Origin of the sequence: Phormidium sp. FACHB-1136, from assembly GCF_014697375.1 — a bacterium.
Taxonomy (GTDB): domain Bacteria; phylum Cyanobacteriota; class Cyanobacteriia; order Phormidesmidales; family Phormidesmidaceae; genus Nodosilinea.
On the sequence record NZ_JACJRS010000052.1, the window covers coordinates 17,970 to 36,577 of the forward strand.

At 54.2% G+C, this 18,608-nt stretch carries 11 protein-coding genes; 5 read left to right on the plus strand and 6 right to left on the minus strand.

The genetic code is table 11. The features are described from left to right. The first annotated feature begins 88 nt into the window (after positions 1-88). The gene (locus tag H6G62_RS15875) at positions 89-1,006 is read left to right on the plus strand and encodes an ROK family protein (protein ID WP_190496869.1); all 918 of its coding nucleotides are present in this window, start codon (positions 89-91) and stop codon (positions 1,004-1,006) included. Here H6G62_RS15875 and H6G62_RS15880 read toward each other — a convergent pair. Next, positions 1,003-2,715, minus strand: a complete 1,713-nt coding sequence (locus tag H6G62_RS15880) for a diflavin flavoprotein (protein WP_190496871.1) — start codon at positions 2,713-2,715, stop codon at positions 1,003-1,005. The two genes, H6G62_RS15875 and H6G62_RS15880, sit on opposite strands and share 4 nt — an antisense overlap. Positions 2,716-3,462: 747 nt before the next feature. Between H6G62_RS15880 and H6G62_RS15885 the strand changes: the two genes are divergently transcribed. The 3 genes from H6G62_RS15885 (at position 3,463) to H6G62_RS15895 (ending at position 7,301) form a co-directional block, all read left to right on the plus strand. Then, positions 3,463-4,470 carry a WecB/TagA/CpsF family glycosyltransferase gene (locus tag H6G62_RS15885; protein ID WP_190496873.1) on the plus strand — a complete coding sequence of 336 codons (1,008 nt, stop codon included), beginning with the start codon at positions 3,463-3,465 and terminating at the stop codon, positions 4,468-4,470. 170 nt (positions 4,471-4,640) lie between these two features. Beyond that, positions 4,641-5,444, plus strand: a complete 804-nt coding sequence (locus H6G62_RS15890) for a 3'-5' exonuclease (protein ID WP_190496875.1) — start codon at positions 4,641-4,643, stop codon at positions 5,442-5,444. A 234-nt stretch (positions 5,445-5,678) separates the two neighbouring features. Beyond that, entirely contained in the window at positions 5,679-7,301 is a 1,623-nt protein-coding gene (locus tag H6G62_RS15895) for a 2-isopropylmalate synthase (RefSeq protein ID WP_190496877.1), read from the plus strand. 93 nt (positions 7,302-7,394) lie between these two features. Here H6G62_RS15895 and H6G62_RS15900 read toward each other — a convergent pair whose 3' ends face one another. After that, positions 7,395-8,135 (minus strand): hypothetical protein, encoded by a 741-nt coding sequence (locus H6G62_RS15900; protein WP_190496879.1) that lies wholly within the window; start codon positions 8,133-8,135, stop codon positions 7,395-7,397. A gap of 139 nt (positions 8,136-8,274) precedes the next feature. Here H6G62_RS15900 and H6G62_RS15905 point away from each other — a divergent pair, with 139 nt between their 5' ends. Next, complete coding sequence (locus tag H6G62_RS15905; RefSeq protein WP_242052100.1) at positions 8,275-9,651, plus strand: MFS transporter; 1,377 nt, start codon at positions 8,275-8,277, stop codon at positions 9,649-9,651. 155 nt (positions 9,652-9,806) lie between these two features. On the opposite strand, the gene H6G62_RS15910 is transcribed toward H6G62_RS15905, so the two are convergent. The 4 genes from H6G62_RS15910 to H6G62_RS15925 form a co-directional block, all read right to left on the minus strand. Then, entirely contained in the window at positions 9,807-10,187 is a 381-nt protein-coding gene (locus H6G62_RS15910) for a Uma2 family endonuclease (RefSeq protein WP_190496881.1), read from the minus strand. A 33-nt stretch (positions 10,188-10,220) separates the two neighbouring features. Further along, positions 10,221-13,574, minus strand: coding sequence for a type ISP restriction/modification enzyme (locus tag H6G62_RS15915; RefSeq protein WP_190496883.1), 3,354 nt, complete (start codon positions 13,572-13,574; stop codon positions 10,221-10,223). A 403-nt stretch (positions 13,575-13,977) separates the two neighbouring features. Further along, complete coding sequence (locus H6G62_RS15920) at positions 13,978-16,341, minus strand: arylsulfatase (protein WP_190496885.1); 2,364 nt, start codon at positions 16,339-16,341, stop codon at positions 13,978-13,980. Positions 16,342-16,719: 378 nt separating this feature from the next. Then, entirely contained in the window at positions 16,720-17,679 is a 960-nt protein-coding gene (locus tag H6G62_RS15925; protein ID WP_190496887.1) for a neuromedin U, read from the minus strand. Positions 17,680-18,608 lie beyond the last annotated feature (929 nt).

The window sequence follows — 18,608 nt, forward strand, 5'->3', positions numbered from 1 at the left end:
GGGCCAGGATTTTTCTGTGGGAGGCCAGTATAGTGGACTATCAGCACGTAAACCGTTCAACGTATTGGCAACGTAGGAGACCCCAACCATGGGCGCAGCGGCAGAGCAGGTGATCGGTATTGACTTGGGCGGATCGGCCATCAAGTTAGGACGCTTTACCCCTAGGGGCGATTGCGTTGCTGATTTGACGGTGCCCACTCCCCAGCCCTCTACCCCCGCCGCCGTGGTCAGTGCCATCGCCATGGCCATCGACCAACTGGATCCCCACCGAGAAGCGGGAGCCATTGGCCTGGGCACCCCCGGCCCTGCCGATGCAGCGGGACGAATTGCCCGTGTGGCCATCAATCTTGCGGGCTGGCGCGATGTGCCTATTGCCGACTGGCTGGAGGACAAGACCGGACGGCCCACCCTCTTGGCCAACGATGCCAACTGTGCCGGACTGGGGGAAGCTTGGCTGGGGGCGGGTCGCAACTTTCAAGACTTGATTTTGCTCACCCTGGGGACAGGCGTGGGGGGATCGGTGGTGCTGAATGGGGAACTGTTTGTGGGGCGTCAGGGCACTGCGGCTGAGTTGGGGCTGATCACCCTCAACCCCGATGGGCCACCCTGCAACAGCGGTAACCGAGGTTCCCTAGAGCAATACTGTTCCGTCCAAGCGATCCAGCGCCAAACCGGGCGATCCCCCGCCGAACTCTACCAACAAGCCCAGGCCGGGGATGTGGAGGCAATTACCTTCTGGCAAACCTACGGGCGCTGGCTAGGGGCGGGGTTGGCCAGCCTGGTCTACGTCCTCACCCCGGAGGCGATCATTCTGGGGGGTGGGGTGAGTGCCGCCGCCGATCTCTTTTTGCCCACCGTTCTGCAAGAACTGGAGGAACGGGTGCTGCCCAGTTCCCGCGAAGGCCTTCAGGTGATCATCGCCGAACTGGGTAACCGAGCCGGAATGGTAGGGGCGGCGCGGCTGGCCCTGCCCCTGGTGCATCCCCAGAATCCAACCCGGCTCTAGTAGTGGGTGCCCGTTTGGCGATAGTGGACGGCGGTTTTGGCTTCCCTATCCAGCACCCGACCCGCCTGCACGGTGGCATAGACCAGCCAATGGTCGCCACATTCCATGCGTTCCGCCACGGTGCATTCTAGGTAGGCGATGGCGTCTTGCAAAATGGGGGCACCGTTGTTGGCAGCTTCGGTATTGACCCCGGCAAAGCGGTCTTCCCCAGGGGAAAACGGCTTCAGAAAATGCTTCATCGGCCCTAGGTGTTTGCCCTCGGCCAGCATATTGAGCACAAAGGGATTGCCGGGATACATCAGGGTTTCAATGGCCCGATCCTTGGCCACCGCTACCGTAAACCCTGGGGGCGTGAAGGATGCTTGGGACACCCAGGAGGCTAGCATGGCGCTGGAGACCTCCCCTTGGGAAGCGGTGACGATGCACAGGGAACCCACCAGCCGTCCTACCGCCTGCTCCACGGAGGAGGCGGGGGTGCGGGGTTGCTTGGCCCGCTTGGCTTTTTTCAGCGCTTGAGCAAAGTCGGTGCCCACCTCTTCACAGAATTTGAGGGTGACATCGGTAGGCTTAAATTTGACCCGAATCGACTCAAACCCCAAGGAGTAGCCACCGTCCTTCAGCTTGCCCTCCAACATATCGATAGCCTCGCCACTCCAGCCAAAGGAACCGAACACCCCGGCCAGTTGGGTTTTGGAGGCCGACGCCAGAACGATCCCCAAGGCGGTTTGCATGGGCGTGGGCATATGGCCACCCAGGGTCGGCGACCCCATCAAAAAGCCCGCCGACTTCTCGACGGCGGCTTTAATGTCAGCGGGATCGGCCTGTTCGGCGTTAATAGATTCCACCGCCACGCCAGATTTAGTGATACCCCGTGCCAGGGCCTGGGCCACGGTGGCCGTGTTGCCGTAGGCCGAGGCATAGATCAACGCCACCGAGAGATCCTGGGCCGTCTGGGACTGGCTCCACTGCCGATAGCTGTGGAAGAGTTCCTTGGCACTATACTGCACCACAGGGCCATGCCCAGGGGCCATCACCTGAAAGGGAAAGGTCTCCATGCGGTCTAGGGCCGCTGTCACCTGGCGCACACTGGAGGCAAACAAGCAGTCGAAGTAGTAGCGACGATCTTCTAATAGGTCATTCCAGCCTAAATCGAGGACATTTTCGCCGCTGCGGTGCGCTCCAAAAAATTTGTCGGTATAGAGAATATTGGCATAGGGGTCGAAGGTGGCCATACCGCCGGGATAGCGGGGGGTCGGAATCGGCACAAAGCGGAGGCAATGCCCCCGGCCTAAATCGAGCTGATCCTCACCACTGCGAATCACCCGCACCCTTGGCGAAGCGTCTGGCAGCAAATCCTTAAGTGCCAAGGCGGCAGGGTTCGAGCAAACCACGGTCACATCCGGCAAGCGCTGGAGCAGAATCTTCAGGGTCTCGACCCGGTTGGGGTTGACGTGGCCCAGCACAATGAAACTCACCTGATAGAGGTTAATATGCTGTTCCAGGGCCGTGATGAACATCTGATTAAAGGATTCCCCCGGTGGATCGATCAGAGCGGTGCGATCCCCCTGAATCAGGTAGCTATTCGCCGTGGTACCCCGATCTAGGGCGTATTCAATTTCAAAGCGGAGACGGTTCCAACTGCGGCAGCGCAACACTGTGGTACCCGCCGCAATGGGATAAATTTGAACATCGCGAGTTGGAGTCGTCATAGGGCAACCAAGGGCGAAGGAGTAAACCAGACTTAGAGCCTATCCCTTTCTTCCGTTGGCTCGTCAGTCTGCTTCTACCTTATCAGGTGCCCTCCCCCTACGTTCCCCCGTCACTCCTCCCCTGGGGGCTGCAACCACTGCCTTGGGGCCACGCCAAAAGGCCAATATAGAGGGGGATATCCCAGAGGAGATCGATGGGGATCCACCGGGCGGTTGAGAAATCAATTGCTAGACGCATCACCAGGATTAAGAGGATGACAACCGTTAATCCAACAAGTTCAATCCAATACAAAATCGGCCCTTCAGGCTTGGTATCGCTCGTTGTGTCACGTCCCAAGCAACCTATACCGATTCATTCACACCATTCATACCATTCACACTATTCATGCTAATCTGACCATAAAGACTTAGTATATTGGCTTTACATAGGTGCATAACTTTGATAAAGTTAACGTAACTTTTAATGAATGCGTAGGCAAAGGCTCTTAGGATTAGACCGTAAAGTTACTGACTCCTTCGCGTCATGGGAATACTTTTGGTGTTTCGTCAAGCGACTTAACGAGTCAAACTAGTCACACGACTTTAGATAATCACCCATCGCTTCTCTATGTTCAGATAGTTGGCTTTCCTCGATGCATTGTTTGATACTTTCATCCACAGCTTTGGCGTCTCGTTTGCATCAGTATTGAAAGCATTGTATCGGCAAGTCTAGTCATCTAAACCATTACCAAGAATCAGGGATCTGCTATGGAGTCAACACCGATTCAGTCGTCGCCGGGGTCTGAGGTTAGACATGGTAAACTGCGCGTGAAATCTGTAGACGAGGCTTTGGAAGTATCTAATACACCGACTACATCGCTCAAAGGTAAAGAGGTAGCAGCCCAGCGGGTTTCGGCGACAGAAGTACGAGCTTTGTACCGTAAGTTCCGCCGTGCGGCCCTAGAATCTACTGCCCGTGAGCTTCAGAAGCAACAGAATGCCTATCTGCACCAACGCGTTGAGATTCTGAATGTTCCCATCGATAACATTTCAACGGCAGATTTTCTCCAGCAACTCAAACAGGGGGTTGTGTTTACTCCTAATGTCGATCACCTGATGAAATTGCAACGGGATCCTGACTTTGTGGAAGCCTATAACCAGGCAGACTTCCGGGTCTGCGATAGCCAAGTGCTAATGATGGCATCTAAGTTTCTGGGGCGGCCCATTAAGGCTAAAATCTCCGGCTCGGATCTTTTCCCGATGTTCTGCGATCACCATCGCGATAACGAGAAAATCAAGATTTTTCTCCTAGGCGGGGCCGAAGGTGTTGCTGCCGAAGCCCAACGGCGGATTAACGCTCGCATTGGTCGAGACATTGTCGTCCAGGCCCATTCTCCTTCCTTCGGCTTTGAGAAAAATGAGGCGGAATGCCAACGCATCCTAGAGATGATTCGGCAGTCTCCTGCCAACGTCCTCGTGGTGGGGGTGGGGGCACCCAAGCAGGAGAAATGGATCGCTAGGTATAAGCAGCAACTGCCCTCCATTGATATTTTTCTGGCGGTAGGAGCCTCCATCGACTTTGAAGCCGGAAACAAGCCCCGTGCCCCCGAACTGATTAGCAAGTTGGGGCTGGAATGGCTCTATCGGCTGGCCTCAGAGCCAAAGCGCCTCTGGAAACGTTACCTAGTGGACGACCTTCCCTTCCTCTGGTTGGTGGCGAAGGAACGGCTGTTTGGATTGAACAAGCCCCAGGAACCCCTCAATCAATCAAGATAGTGCTGTTTAACGGTGGTCTGTTGACTTGCTTTTGCTGGGTGGGAGCAGCGCAGACTCCTCAAATCTAGGGGGTGGGGAGCGAGCACTGGGGCCATTGGAGTGGTATTTGGGTTAGCCTAAAGCCTGGATTTTTGTGGCACTTTGGAGGAAAGCCATAGGCCAAGAACGCTATGATTCCAGTCTCCGTTGGGGGATCTGCCCAGTCTGCACTGTGGACGGATCACCTGATTGCCTACTATCGTCAGCTTGCCGAGGCCACCTTTACGGTGATTGATGTGGAAACCACTGGCCCAAAGCCGTCCACCTCGCGGGTGATTGAAATCGGCATTTTGCAAGGATCTCTAGACGAAGGGGTGATTTATGAAGACAGCTTTTTGATTAACCCCCAGGTGCGCGTTCCGGCCCAAATTACCCGCCTCACAGGCATCTCCACCGCCATGGTAGAGTCCGGGGTGCTTGCCCATGAACTATGGCCAGATCTGATCTCGCCCCTCAGTGCTGGGGTGCTGACGGGTCATAACCTCGCCTTCGACTACAGCTTCCTCCAGTCGGAATATCGCCGCATGAATCAGCGCTTCAGCCGTCCCGATGCCCAGCAGTTCTGTACGGTCATCCTATCCCGATTGCTGCTGGCGGATTTGCCCTCCCGTAGCCTGCCCAATTTGGTGCAGCATTTTGGCTTCAACGTGGGGCAGTCCCACCGTGCCTTTGCCGATGCCAAAGCCTGCTGGCTGTTGGCGGAATACCTGCTAACCCAGCTTCAGGAGATGTCGGATTGGCAGTTGCGCGATCTCCTAGAACACCAGTGGATTCCCCTCAGCGAAGCCGCTAAGGGCTTTGGCCATCCCCCTCGCGACATCCAGCACCACCTGGAACGGCGCGGCTGTGAATACCGTTCCTCCCGCCGCAGCGACCGCTACCTCTACCGTCGTGGCGACCTAGAAGCCCTCTACCAGGAAGTCTATGCTTCCTAGCTTTCATGGATTATTGGTTAGCGAATGATGAAATTTTGGGCGGCTAAGTCGTAGCGAATCCGACTTTCTGCCATTAGAATAGTTAGAATCGATACATTTGTTTAGATGCCCTAGGCTAGGGTGACAAAGGCTACGGGCCTGTGCTGTCACTGATTTGTATCACCTAGCTGTATCGACGTTTTGCCTGTTGCCTTAGCGGCTACGGTCTTCATTCTCTACCTTGTGGGAGTTACCATGAGTCATTCGTCTAGCCCCGACCGCATTCTGATCTTTGATACTACCCTGCGGGATGGCGAACAGTCCCCTGGGGCCACCCTAAACGTGGAGGAGAAGCTGATCATTGCGCGGCAGCTAGCTCGACTGGGGGTAGACATCATTGAAGCTGGGTTCCCCTTTGCCAGCCCTGGGGATTTTGAGGCCGTTCAAAAAATTGCCCGTGAGGTGGGCACCGCCGATGGCCCGACGATTTGCGGCCTTGCCCGTGCCACGAAAGCCGACATTGAGCGGGCCGGGGAAGCCGTGAAACCCGCCGCCAAGGGCCGCATCCACACCTTCATTGCCACCTCGGATATTCACATGCAGTATAAGCTGCGGAAGAGCCGGGAAGAAGTGCTGGCCATTGCGCCGGAAATGGTGGCCTACGCCAAAACCTTCACTGACGATGTGGAATTTTCCCCCGAAGATGCCGGACGATCTGACCCAGAATTCCTTTACCAAATGCTGGAGGCGGTGATTGCCGCTGGGGCTACCACGGTTAATATCCCCGATACCGTGGGCTACCTCACCCCGACGGAATTTGGTACTTTGATTCGCGGCATTAAAGAAAACGTGCCCAACATCGACCAGGCGGTGATTTCCGTCCACGGCCACAACGATTTGGGTTTGGCGGTGGCCAACTTCCTGGAGGCGGTGAAAAACGGGGCGCGACAGCTCGAATGCACCATCAACGGCATTGGCGAACGGGCCGGAAACGCCGCCCTAGAAGAATTGGTGATGGCCATGCATGTGCGCCGTTCCTACTACAATCCCTTCCTCGGTCGTCCGGCGGATTCTGAGGAACCCCTGACCAACATCGACACCCGCCAGATCTACAAAACCTCGCGCCTGGTGTCGAACCTCACCGGGATGTTTGTGCAGCCCAACAAGGCGATTGTCGGGGCCAACGCCTTCGCCCACGAGTCCGGCATTCACCAGGATGGTGTGCTGAAGAACAAGCTCACCTACGAGATCATGGACGCCACCTCCATCGGCCTCACCGACAACCAGATTGTGCTGGGTAAGCATTCGGGCCGCAACGCCTTCCGCACCCGCCTGCAAGAACTGGGCTACGAACTGGATGACCAAGCCATCAACCGCGCCTTTTTGCGGTTCAAGGAACTGGCGGACAAGAAAAAGGAAATCACCGACTGGGATCTTCAGTCCATCGTCAACGACGAAACCCAGCAGGCTCCCGAACATTTCCATTTGGAACTGGTGCAGGTCTCCTGCGGCGACAGCGCCAAGCCCACCGCCACCGTCACCATTCGCACCCCCGATGGTCAAGAACTGATGGATGCCGCCATTGGCACTGGCCCCGTGGATGCGGTGTATAAGGCCATCAACCGCGTGGTGGGCATCGAGAATCAACTGATTGAGTTCTCGGTGCAGTCCGTCACGGCGGGTATTGACGCCCTAGGTGAAGTCACCATCCGCATCCGTCACGGGGAGCGGGTGTTCTCTGGCCACGCTGCCAACACCGATATTGTGGTGGCCTCGGCCCACGCCTACCTGCACGCCCTCAATCGGCTCTATTCTGCCCTGCAAGGGGAGCAGGCCCTCCATCCCCAACGGGATGCTGAACCTGTCACCGTGGGCTAGATCATCACCCCGACCTAGGCATCTCGTCATGTCCGGGTCGGGGTGATACATGGGTAAGGAAAATGTGGCTGGGGGAAATGTCGGCCATGGCCTTTAGAAGGTTGCGCCCATGGGTTCGGCGGTAATCAGGGTGAAGGACTCCACGAGATCCACTGCGGTTTGGGGGTCAACATCCTTGCATTGGTCAAAGGTGGCAAAGAGGGCTTTGATGTCCGCCGCCCCTGTCAGGCGATAGGAACCGGAGGGGCCAGCCAGCCAATCGGTGTAGAGATTGGGGTCGGGGAATTTGGCCTGCCATTCGGGATCGGAATATTTGCCGTAGTTGAGGCCGTAGCTAGGATTGCCGTTTTCGTCGGTAAACAACGGTGGCTGGATAGGAAGGCGGCTTTCGGTGGCGGGGGGTGGGCTGGTGCCACCATCGGCAAATTCCACAGCAAAGCATTGATTATCGGCATTTTGGTAGACGATCAGATAGCTCAGGCCCATGTCGCCTTGGCTGATGCGGAGATCGGCCACCTGGAAGGAGGGCGGTACATTCCCCGGCACCACCACATCAATGCCTAGGCTGGCAAGCTGGGCCATCTGATCGGGGGCAAGCTGGGCTAGAAAGGCTCCTGGAGGTGGGGGCGGCGGCGCACTAGGATCGCTGGCGGTCTGGGGGTCGGCGTCTAAGGCCATGGAATTTGGGGCGTTCCCAGTGTTCGATCCGGTAGGGTTAGATTCGGCAGGGGCTGATCCGCTGGGGACAGGGCGATCACAGGCCGCAGGCAGTAGACCTAACAACACTGCACCGATCAGCCCTGCCCATCGTGACCCGGTAAATCCATGACCCATAGCGATTTCCTCTAAACCTCGTACCGTTCAACCTCGTGCCTTTGCCATTGTCACCCACCTTGTGACCTCCTTGGGGATGGTGGGTATTGCCCTCGCAATGTGGCAAGATCAACCCACTGAGAGAGTTGGGAGTCCATCGTTGTCTAAATTACCGCCCTTGCCCCTGCCAGTGAAATTGGCCTATGGCATGGGAGAGCTGGCGGCGGCTGTCCCGGCTAGTTTGTCGGCCTTTTTTGTGCTGTATTTTTTTACCACCGTGGCGGGGCTAAATCCGGCCCTAGCGGGGAGCGTGATTTTGATTGGGCGGCTGTGGGATGCCATCAACGACCCCCTCATCGGCTGGCTGAGTGATCGCACGGTGTCTCCCCTGGGGCGGCGGTTCCCGTGGATGCTGGGCGGCATGGTACCCATGGCCCTAACGGCGATGCTGTTGTGGGTGGTGCCACCGTTCCAAACCCAGGGGGGAATTTTTGCCTACTACGTCGTCCTGTCGCTGTTTGCCTTTGCCTCCTTTACGGCGGTGCAGTTGCCCTACACCGCCCTTGCCGCCGAGCTTTCCGACGACTACGACGAACGCACCACCCTGATCGGCACCAAGGCCGCCTTCAGCATTGGCGGGGGCATTTTGGCGCTGGTCATGGCCCAGGTGGTCTTTGGTCAGGTTGCGGATCCCAAACGGCAGTACATGATTCTGGGCATCCTCTCCGCCTGCTTGGCCATCGTCATGGTTAGCCTTTGTGTGGCGGGCACCTATCGCCGCTACTGGCAGGCCCAAAAGGCTCACGCCAGCCTCCATCCCCCGGCAGGCTTTAATTCTCTCCTGGCCGACTTGCGCAGCGTTTTTGCCAACAGCGCCTTCCGCAAAGTATTGGGACTGTATCTGTGCAGTTGGATGAGCGTGCAAGTTACCGCCGCCATGCTGCCCTATTTTGTGGGCGCTTGGATGGGCCTGCCCGAAACCCACTTTGCCCAGATGGCCCTGGCCGTGCAGGGAACCGCCATCGCCATGTTGGTGGTATGGAACCGAGTGGCCCACTGGACGAGCAAACGTACCGCGCTAATGCTGGGAGCTCCCCTGGCTATGGTCGCCCTGCTGGGCCTAATCACCGTGCAGCCCGATCAGGTGGGGTGGATGTATGCCCTGGGCATCGCGGCAGGGATAGGCGTGGCTACCCTTTACCTCATCCCCTTTGCCATGCTGCCCGATGTGGTGGATTTAGATGAGCTGCAAACTGGACGACGGCGAGAGGGACTGTACTTCAGCGCCCTGGTGTTTTTGCAAAAGTTTGGCCTAGCGGCGGCCATCTTTCTATCCGGCCAATTGCTGCACTGGACAGGCTACGACCCCCAAGCCATCACCCAGCCCCTTCCAGCCCTCTGGGCCATCCGCCTGTTGATTGGCCCCCTGCCCGCCCTGCTGCTGCTGGGTAGCCTCTGGTTTGCCCACCGCTACCCCATCGACCGTGACCGACACCGCCAAATCCTCGACGCCCTTGAAATTCAGCGCCACCAATAAGCCACATCCCGAATCTTCCACTTTGACGGCTTGCCTTCAGCTTAAAGATTCAACGGCTATTAGGCGGGATCTCTAGCTCAAGCCCCTGGAGCATGAAGGTGAGCAGATGATCCCGACTATCGAAGTACATGTACCGGGTTAAGGCCCGCAAATCCTCATAGTCTAAGCTTGCCGCCCCTATCGTAAGCCTCAGTACTTTCTGATAGAACTTCAACAATTAAGCAGGGATAGGTAATGTATTGAGGTGTTGCCTTATCGCGATCATCGCAGGTGACGCTGGCATCGGGATAGGTATAGTTTTGGCTGGCCACACTCTTAACTTTGATGTCAGAGTTTCCGGTGATGCAATTGCCACCTTCTAGATGCGTCTCAAAGAGGCTGGTTAAACGAATGGCAATGCACCCATGGTTCACGCTGCCGCCGCCCATGGCATAGACTTCGCCATCGATATACTCATACTTTTCTGGCTGGGTTTCTTCCCAGACTAGATATTGATCGGGGGTGAGGCGAGGTACGTTATCGTTGGCGGCAATCATACATTTAGACTATATGATAAACAGTGCTTCTCTTTAAGCCTGAAGGCTATCATTTGCCGAAAAATCAAACGAGATTTGATCTGAGTTTTCTGTAGATGTCGTTCGACTTGCCCTAGTGCCAACCTTATCTAATGCACCCGCAGATTGGAGTTCATCCACTGTAATGGTTGGAGATGCACAAATTTGATCAAGCAACTCTTTTTGGATGGGTTCCAGTTGAACCAGCTTTTCGAGTACATGAAGCAAGTTGATTAGTTCCGTTGTGTATTCAGCTAACCAGTGATCGGGTTGAATGTTGTTTAGCGGTGATGGTTGCCGACGGTTGCCAATAATTGGACGTTCTCGATTTGCTTTACGATAGCTAAACCATTGACGTAGTATTTGCTTGCCTGAAACTTCGTATTTCCAAACTTGCGGCGATACTCTCTCAACATATCCATTTCCAACGAGCAGCCTATGGTTAGTTTCGTCATATTCAATCATGTCTGGCATTTCTCCAGGAGCTTGTGAGATAGCTCCTTCAAGCGATATCTGAGGAGCCATATCACTTGGCAGTCTTGGAGGTGCATTAGGTCGATCATGGCTAGGATCTGTAAATCTTTCACCAAAGGTATGAAGCCAAATTACAGTTTTGCCAATTTCAACGGCTTTTGAGAATAAGTCGCCATGTGAGGTTAATGGAATTCGCAAGCCTGGACTGACTAGATCAGCTTGAAAACGCTCTGTAAATGCAGGATGAGCACCTACTGCTGCAAGATACGATAAAAAATCTTCAGCTAATACTTGAAATTGATATTTTTCGCTGAGATATGAAATTAACTGCGGAACAATATTTGGGGTTCGAGCATTTTTATCTTGCCACAAAGGAAAGACCCGACCACCAAATGATCCTTTGTAATGATCTAGATCAGGAATGAGCGCTGTAAATGTAAATGCAGGGCCTGATGAGGGTGATGTTCGATGAAGTGCAGTCAAGTATGTCTGACATTCCGAGAAAATTTTCCATAAAGTTGGATTTGGTCTATTAATCAGTCTTTTATCAGGAATGATAAATTGTCGATCAAAGGAGCGGAACGCATAAGGTACTGGCTGATTACAATTTCCTTTTTCATTAGCGATTGTGACAGGGCGAGCTTCATAACCTGGTAAAGCATCACGAATCAATCGGTTACTATCTCGATCCGTAGCGTGGGGATGAAATAATTCATCTTTTTGATTGTCAGGCGCATCAATTAGTTTTTGCCAACGCTCTAGCAATGATTGTGCATCAGGGGCAATAATCCATGTGCGTCCCGGCATAACACCTGATCCGTTGTAGACAAAGAAATCTTCAAGGGCAGGAAACGTTGACCATTCACCTGTTAACTCAGGTAAAAACGGAGATCTCCAATCGGATGAACAATCAACCCAGTCTGGTGCATCTAGCGTTAGCTTTTCTAGAGCTGCAAACTTTTCTTCACGGCGTCCTTCAGGCAAGGCTAAGAATTTAACATGAGCAGGTACCTCTGTATCTGTCTTGCCGCTACGTGAAACTAACACAATACAGACAGGCTGCTGTACGCCTTGAAAAATCCGGGTATTGACTTCTGGTTGATGTCCTTCCGGTGAACAGTCAATCACCCAAATCTCGTTAGCCGTGCGCCGCAGATAGTCTCGCATTTTTTCAAATCCAGGCCCACCAAGGAATCCTGCGACTGTAATAAAGCAGACAATGCCAGTATTCTTCTCTGGATGGTGGTCGAATACTTTCCAAGTAGCCCAACGCCAAAAGTAAATATAGAGATTGCGGAGGTGCTTTGCATGGGCACTCACTCCCCAATTAACAGGAGGAAACCATGCTTCTAGAGGAGCAGGTTCTTCAGAATTTTGGCTTCGATTTTCCACCCATCCACCACGTCCCCTAGCTCTTTCTCTGTAGGGCGGATTGCCAATTACAACGGTAATAGGCTCTTTGCGTTTGATTTCATTAGCTTTCTCGCGGGATTCGGCAATGGGCTTGTAGAGATTAGGAATCCATTCTTCACTTTCGTAGGGGCTTCCTAGAGTATCGGCAACAAACATGCGAAGAGAAGCGGACGGCACATCACCAATGAGTGCAGCAAGCTCAGCTAGGAGTCGCAACTGGGCAACGGCAAACGGGCCAAGCTGAAGTTCAAATCCAATCAGGCGGTGCATGGCATCATTGATTGCCGCAGACACCGCTCCAGGGCCTTGATCTGCCTTAACTATTTCGGTGATCCGGGTTAAAACACCGAGTAAAAACGTTCCTGTTCCAACAGCAGGATCAGCAATAGTTACATCTCGTGATGCGAGACCACCGTGCAAATTAAAGCGGCTTGGACTCTGGAGCGCTTCATCCACCAACCGAACCATAGCCTCAACCACTTGGGGCGGCGTGTAATAAGATCCAGTCTGCTTACGAAGCTCATTATCGTAAATACCTAGAAAATCTTCGTAGAAGTATAACCAAACATCAGGATTACCTTTGCTGATTGTCCTCCAATCCACAGCATCGAGTACACGGGTTAATGTATCGAGTGAAGTATGTAAAGCCTTTCGAGTACTTGCATCATCCGTTAACACCCGGAGAGCCGTACCAATTAGAGAATTGGTTTGGCCAAGTTCCTGGGAAATTTGATCCAGTCCTTGAGTTAGGCAAATTTCTCTGGCTCTGGCTACCAGCAAACCAAAAGTTACTGTTTGAGAATATCCATCAGCAAATTGAGCGTTATCTGCGTCGGGAAATAGTAAACGACGCCAATCTTCCCTAAGACCTGTTAAAGCTGGATTATTTTGCTCAAGTTGCTCGGTGACTTCATCCCGCAAAAGCCGACATAATCGAGCACTAATCTCAGCGAGTTGTCTGGCATCACTTGGAGGGATAGGTTGCCATTGGAAAAAATTCTCAAAAATGCCCAGAAGGCTTGATGGCGCTTTAAGTGCATTGCCAGATGTTTCAATATCGCCCTCAAGTTTGATGACAGAGCCTACTAATTCCCCGCTCTGCCACAGACTAAATTCATTACCATCAGTATAGATAAGATTAGGAAGTGACTGAAGCTTCTTCCACTGATCTTTATCATGTTTATCTCTGAAACGATTCGGATAAGCTCCTTTTCCTGGAGCTTTAACCTCGATGAAGCCAACAAGAACATTCCGAATCGTAACTGCGTAATCTGGCCGAGTTCTCAAGCCAGCAAGCGACATTTCTCCGACAGTTGCAACTGCATTACGAGGAAGTTTACACAGTTCAGCGAGGTCAGCAATGAGTTGTTCCAGGGGAGCACGTAACTGATCCTCCGGTTGGCCTGAAGCCGCAAGGTTTGCTAGCTTAGCTTTAGCTGTGGCTCCAAACGTTGAGATTGCGGAGTTTAAAGTCAAATTCATAGAGAAGCAATGCAACAGATCTGTCTTGATCGGCAGGTTTAACGTGGCTCACGCAGACCAAATGGTGGAGTTTTCATACAGTATTCCAAGATCGTCAAATTTTTTAGGTTTTTATCTGCCATCTTACAAATAATCTGAAGATAGCTAATCATTCATTCAAATTCAGTGAAGAACTACTACTAATTTATATATTATTCAGAAGAGTAACTCTATGTATTATCCAGCGGATCTACGGAATACTACCCAGATCTTAAGGAATTAATTATCATTTTTGCCGGATAAGGTCGCCGTTTCGAGGGGGCCAGGCTACTAACGCGGAATGCGTCTCACAAGGCTTGCAGTGGATCATGGATCCACCAGCTCTCCAGGCCAGACATTAAGCCTAGCCTGGAGACAATGTGGATTAGTTCAGGTCGATGGCTACCTCATCGAGTTTGCCCGTAAAGGCAAAGGGCAACTCGTAGGATTCCGTCACCGGGGTTCCCGTGTCGAAGCCGATGTCGAGGGTTTCGTCGAGGGTAAAGCGGTTGGGAATGCTCTTTTCCACGCGCCCCTGGCCAATTTTTTTGTTGTTGGCATAGAGCGTTACCGTGGCCCCGGCGTAGGGTTGGACGGCGTCGGTTTTGTAGTCGGCCTTGAGGACGACCTTACCCGCAGGTAAACGGGTGCTAGATTCCACCTCGTAGCGCTCCACCCCGGCCAGGTTGTAGTGGTAGACGAGCTTGCCGTCCTTCACAAACAGGCCATAGCCAGAGAAGCGCCCCCCAACGGTGATCAGCATTCCCTCTGCGCCCTGTTCTGGGATTTCCACATTGGCGGTGATGGTGTGGTTGCGGTACTTCACATCCGGGGCAGAACCCTCCGGCAGGCGCATCCCGCGAGGATAGGCGAAGTGGGTGCGTCCTGCCGTTAGGCTGGGGCGGTTGGCCACGTTGAGACGGGCGATTTTGCGGCCATCGAGGGGCAGCACGTTGTACTTGGCGGCTTCGGCGAAGAACAGGGTCTTCATGTCCTGGAGCTTTTCGGGCATTTGGTCGGCCAAGTTCACCGCTTGGCTAAAGTCTTCGTCGATGTGGTACAGCTCCCAATCGAGGTTGAGGATGTCTTTGTCCGCCGAGGGTTCGGGCACCCAGGGTTCGCTCCAAAGGGCGCTGGCCATCCAGCCGTCGCTGTAGATGCCCTGGTTGCCTGCCATCTCAAAGTATTGGGTGGTGTGGCGGGTGGGCACCTTGGCATCGGCAAAGGTGTAGGCCAAACTGGTGCCTTCGATGGGCTTTTGGTCAATGCCGTTGATCTGCACAGGTTGGGGGATGCCAGCCGCCTCCAGGATGGTCGGCGCAATGTCGATCACATGGCTGAACTGAAAGCGCTTGCCGCCCTTGTCTTTGATGCCCGCTGGCCAAGCCATGGCCATGCCGTTGCGGGTGCCGCCAAAGTGGGAGGCAATCTGCTTCGTCCACTGGAAGGGGGTATCCATGGCCCAGGCCCAGGCGGAGGGGAAGTGGTTGTAGTACAGGGGGCCACCCAGGTCATCGATGGCGGCGACCTTGTCCTCGAGTTTTTCGGGCAGGCCGTTGAAGAAGGTCATCTCGTTCAGCAGACCGTTAAATCCGCCCTCGGCGCTGGCTCCGTTGTCTCCGGCGATGTAGATCACCAGGGTGTTATCCAGTTCTCCGATCTGGTCAATCGCATCGACGACCCGACCCACCTCATGATCCACATGGGCGGTGAACCCGGCAAATACCTCCATCATCCGCGCATAGACCCGCTGCTCTTCAGGGGAGAGGGAATCCCAGGCCGCCAACGCCGCCGGACGGGGGGTGAGTTGGGCATCGGCGGGAATCACGCCCAGCTTTTTCTGCCGCGCAAAGGCCTCTTCCCGGTACTTGTCCCAGCCCATATCAAACTGGCCTTTGAATTGGTCAATCCATTCCCTCGGCGCTTGGTGGGGGGCATGGGCGGCACCGGGGGCCAAATACACCAGGAAGGGCTTTTCGGGGGAAACCGCATTGACCTGGCGAATGTAGTTGATGGCGTGGTCGGCCAGGTCGGTACTGAGGTGGTAGGGGGTGCCGTCGGCGTTGGTTTCCGGCGGTTCGATGCGGGTGGTGTTTTCCACCAGGGCGGGGTGAAACTGGTCGGTGTCGCCGCCCACAAAGCCATAGAAGTAGTCGAAGCCCAGCCCTTGGGGCCAGCGATCAAACGGCCCCGCCATGCTGCTTTCCCAGTCGGGCACGTTGTGGTTTTTGCCGAACCAGGCGGTGGAATAGCCGTAGGCCTGCAAAATTTGGGCAAAGGTGCCCGCATTATCGGGAATTACCCCGGTATAGCCCGGAAAGCCTGTCCCCGCTTCGGTAATCACGCCGTTGCCCACGGAATGGTGGTTGCGCCCGGTCAACAAAGCCGCCCTGGTGGGAGAACAGAGCGCCGTGGTGTGGAACTGGGTAAATTGCAGGCCGTTCTTCACCACCCGATCCATCGTCGGGGTGGGAATGCCGCCGCCAAAGCTGCTGAACTGCCCAAAACCCACGTCGTCAATCAGCACCAGCAGCACGTTGGGGGCGTTTTCAATGCCAAAGGTGCTAGGTAATTTGAGCTGACTTTTAACGGGTTCCGAAGACTGATAGCTCAGCCCAATTTTGCCCGAAAAAGGTCGGGGCGGATGGGGCAGAATCTCCTGGGCCAAGGCCGGGGGCACGGCAGATTGCAGCACAAGGATGGTGGTTAGCCACCCTACAAAAGCGACCCTCAGCAGTCGTTGGAGCATACTTACCTCTTCAAAATTCCTTGGGAAACCTAGAGCTTAGAACAGTCAAAACTTGGCTGACTTACACAACATCAAACAGATTTTCCATTTCGTATTTTCTAGGGATAATACTAAAAATCCATTAACTTTTAACACCTACTTATAGAATCAAAACAACAAGATTCTACGCTGGACTTTTCAGTGACCCTATTCAAAAAATGCAAGTTTATCGGGGCGCATCCCGGCTTTGCAATAAGTACAAATGCGCAGTCGTCAATTTGACGAGAATCAAGGGCTTTCAACAGCCTCTCAACCTTAGTCTTGCAAGACTGGGATGCACCCGTTTATGGCGTCCTGCCTAGGCAAGGCTCTACGGCTAGTGTGGGTAAAGCATCCGGGCTAGCGGGGAAACAGCATCTGCACCTGCGCCCGTAGGGTAAAATCCGCCCCGAAGGAGGGTCGCACGGCATTCCAGAAGACCTGGAGAGAGGCGTTGATGGGCTGGGTGCCGATGTTGAATAGTCTGCCGCCGCCGCCGCCGATGGGGATAGTCCATTGGTTGCCGCTGGCTGCATTCCAGTTGGCGGTAATGATCGGGGAAGAAGTAACGTACCAACCGTCGGCAAAGTTTCGGGTGGCGAAGGGTTGCATCAAGAACTGGCTAATGTCGGGGCGGCTCCCATCCCCCGCAAAAGACCAGACCTGACTCATCAACCCGCCATACACCCATGGCCCCGAATTCACCACCGCCACCCCAGCGGGGCCAGCGCTCCATTTTCCGGTTCCGGTCTGGCGATTGGTGGCGGTGGGCAGCACCAGGGTCGGGCCAATGCCCCAGGTGAGGTTGCCCGGAGCGGCTGGGACAAAGAAAAAGCTGGGGTTCAGATCCCCCAACCCCCACACGGTGCCGCCATTCAAAAGATCGGGCTGGGCCACAAAGGGTAGGATGGTGCGGGTTACAAGTAGCCAGTCATCGTTCAGGGAAATGGGCACCACGGGCTGAATATTCAGGACGTTTTGCGTGCGATCATTATTTGGCCCCATCCCAAAGTTGGTGTTGTTTTGAAAAGGCAGACTAATGAGGTTAGCGATGGGATTTTGGGCCGCTGCGGCCAGGTCTGCCATCGCAGCGGCTTCATCCTGAGGGGGATCTGCGGATGGATCGGGATCCGGGGTCGGTGCTTGGGCCAGGGGCCATGCCTGCGCCGAGACCACGGCAGCTCGCTCTAAATCGGCGGCGGCGGTGCTGGTAGCCCAGGGGATCGGATCGGACGATGCTAGATCATCGGCACGAGGATTCGCCCCTGACATTTGAGGCTGGATTTCGGGCAGATCGCTGATTGCGATGTCAGTCGTCATCTCAGGTTGATTCCTGGCGTCTGCCCCTTGCGGAGACAAGGTTAGGGGCCAGGGAGTACCGTCGAGCCATGGCGTTGGTTTGGTCTTCGCTTCACCTACCTCCGGGAACAGCCCACCAGGGACAAAAGCCCCATGCCGCTGCTCTGAGGTCAACCCAGGGCTAGCGGTTAGCACCATGACACCAACCATGGCCGACATCCAGCCTCCACCGTGAAGGGTCGATCTGATCATCATTGAACCTCAGTAGATTGCAAAGTCCCCGCAACCCACCCTGACGGGAAGCAAGCTACACGGCACTGGACCGCTAAAGTGGGATGCCTTGTGGAACCCCTGCTACGCAAGGACTTTGGGTAACGAGAAAACAAGGATCATACTTTTAGAAACCAGTGCCAGCTACACCCCCAGCCCCTCTTCATCCTGGGCTACTGTGTACACACAAGTCCTTGACGTAGACGCTACAAGGAATCGATCCCCCCTAGCCCCCCTTAAAAAGGGGGGAATCGGAGTCAAAGTCCCTCTCCCACATTGGGAGAGGGATTTAGGGTGAGGGCCAAATCAGGGCAGTAGAGCCAGTTTATGATCTACTGAGGATGAGTTACGCCTTAGGGACTAAATCGAGAATAGCTAAGCACAATTTTTATCCTGTTTTCGATTAAGAAAAAATACATTTAATCAACGTTTATTAAATATTGCTTTGAGTTTTATTTTGTTCAATAAAGATATCGCAATAAGTTATGTTTTTAAAGTCAAGTGTCCTAAGCTTAGTTTTAAAGTTCAGCGATGTGTATTTTTTGCCTAAAAAGCATATCAGGAGTTAGAAACCTGGACAGTGGGAAGTTCTGTATCCGGTAGCGGGACGCCAAGAAAAACGGACATGAGCTGAGTCAATCGACCCATCATGTCCGAAACTGGCTGATGTAAAGCCTTTC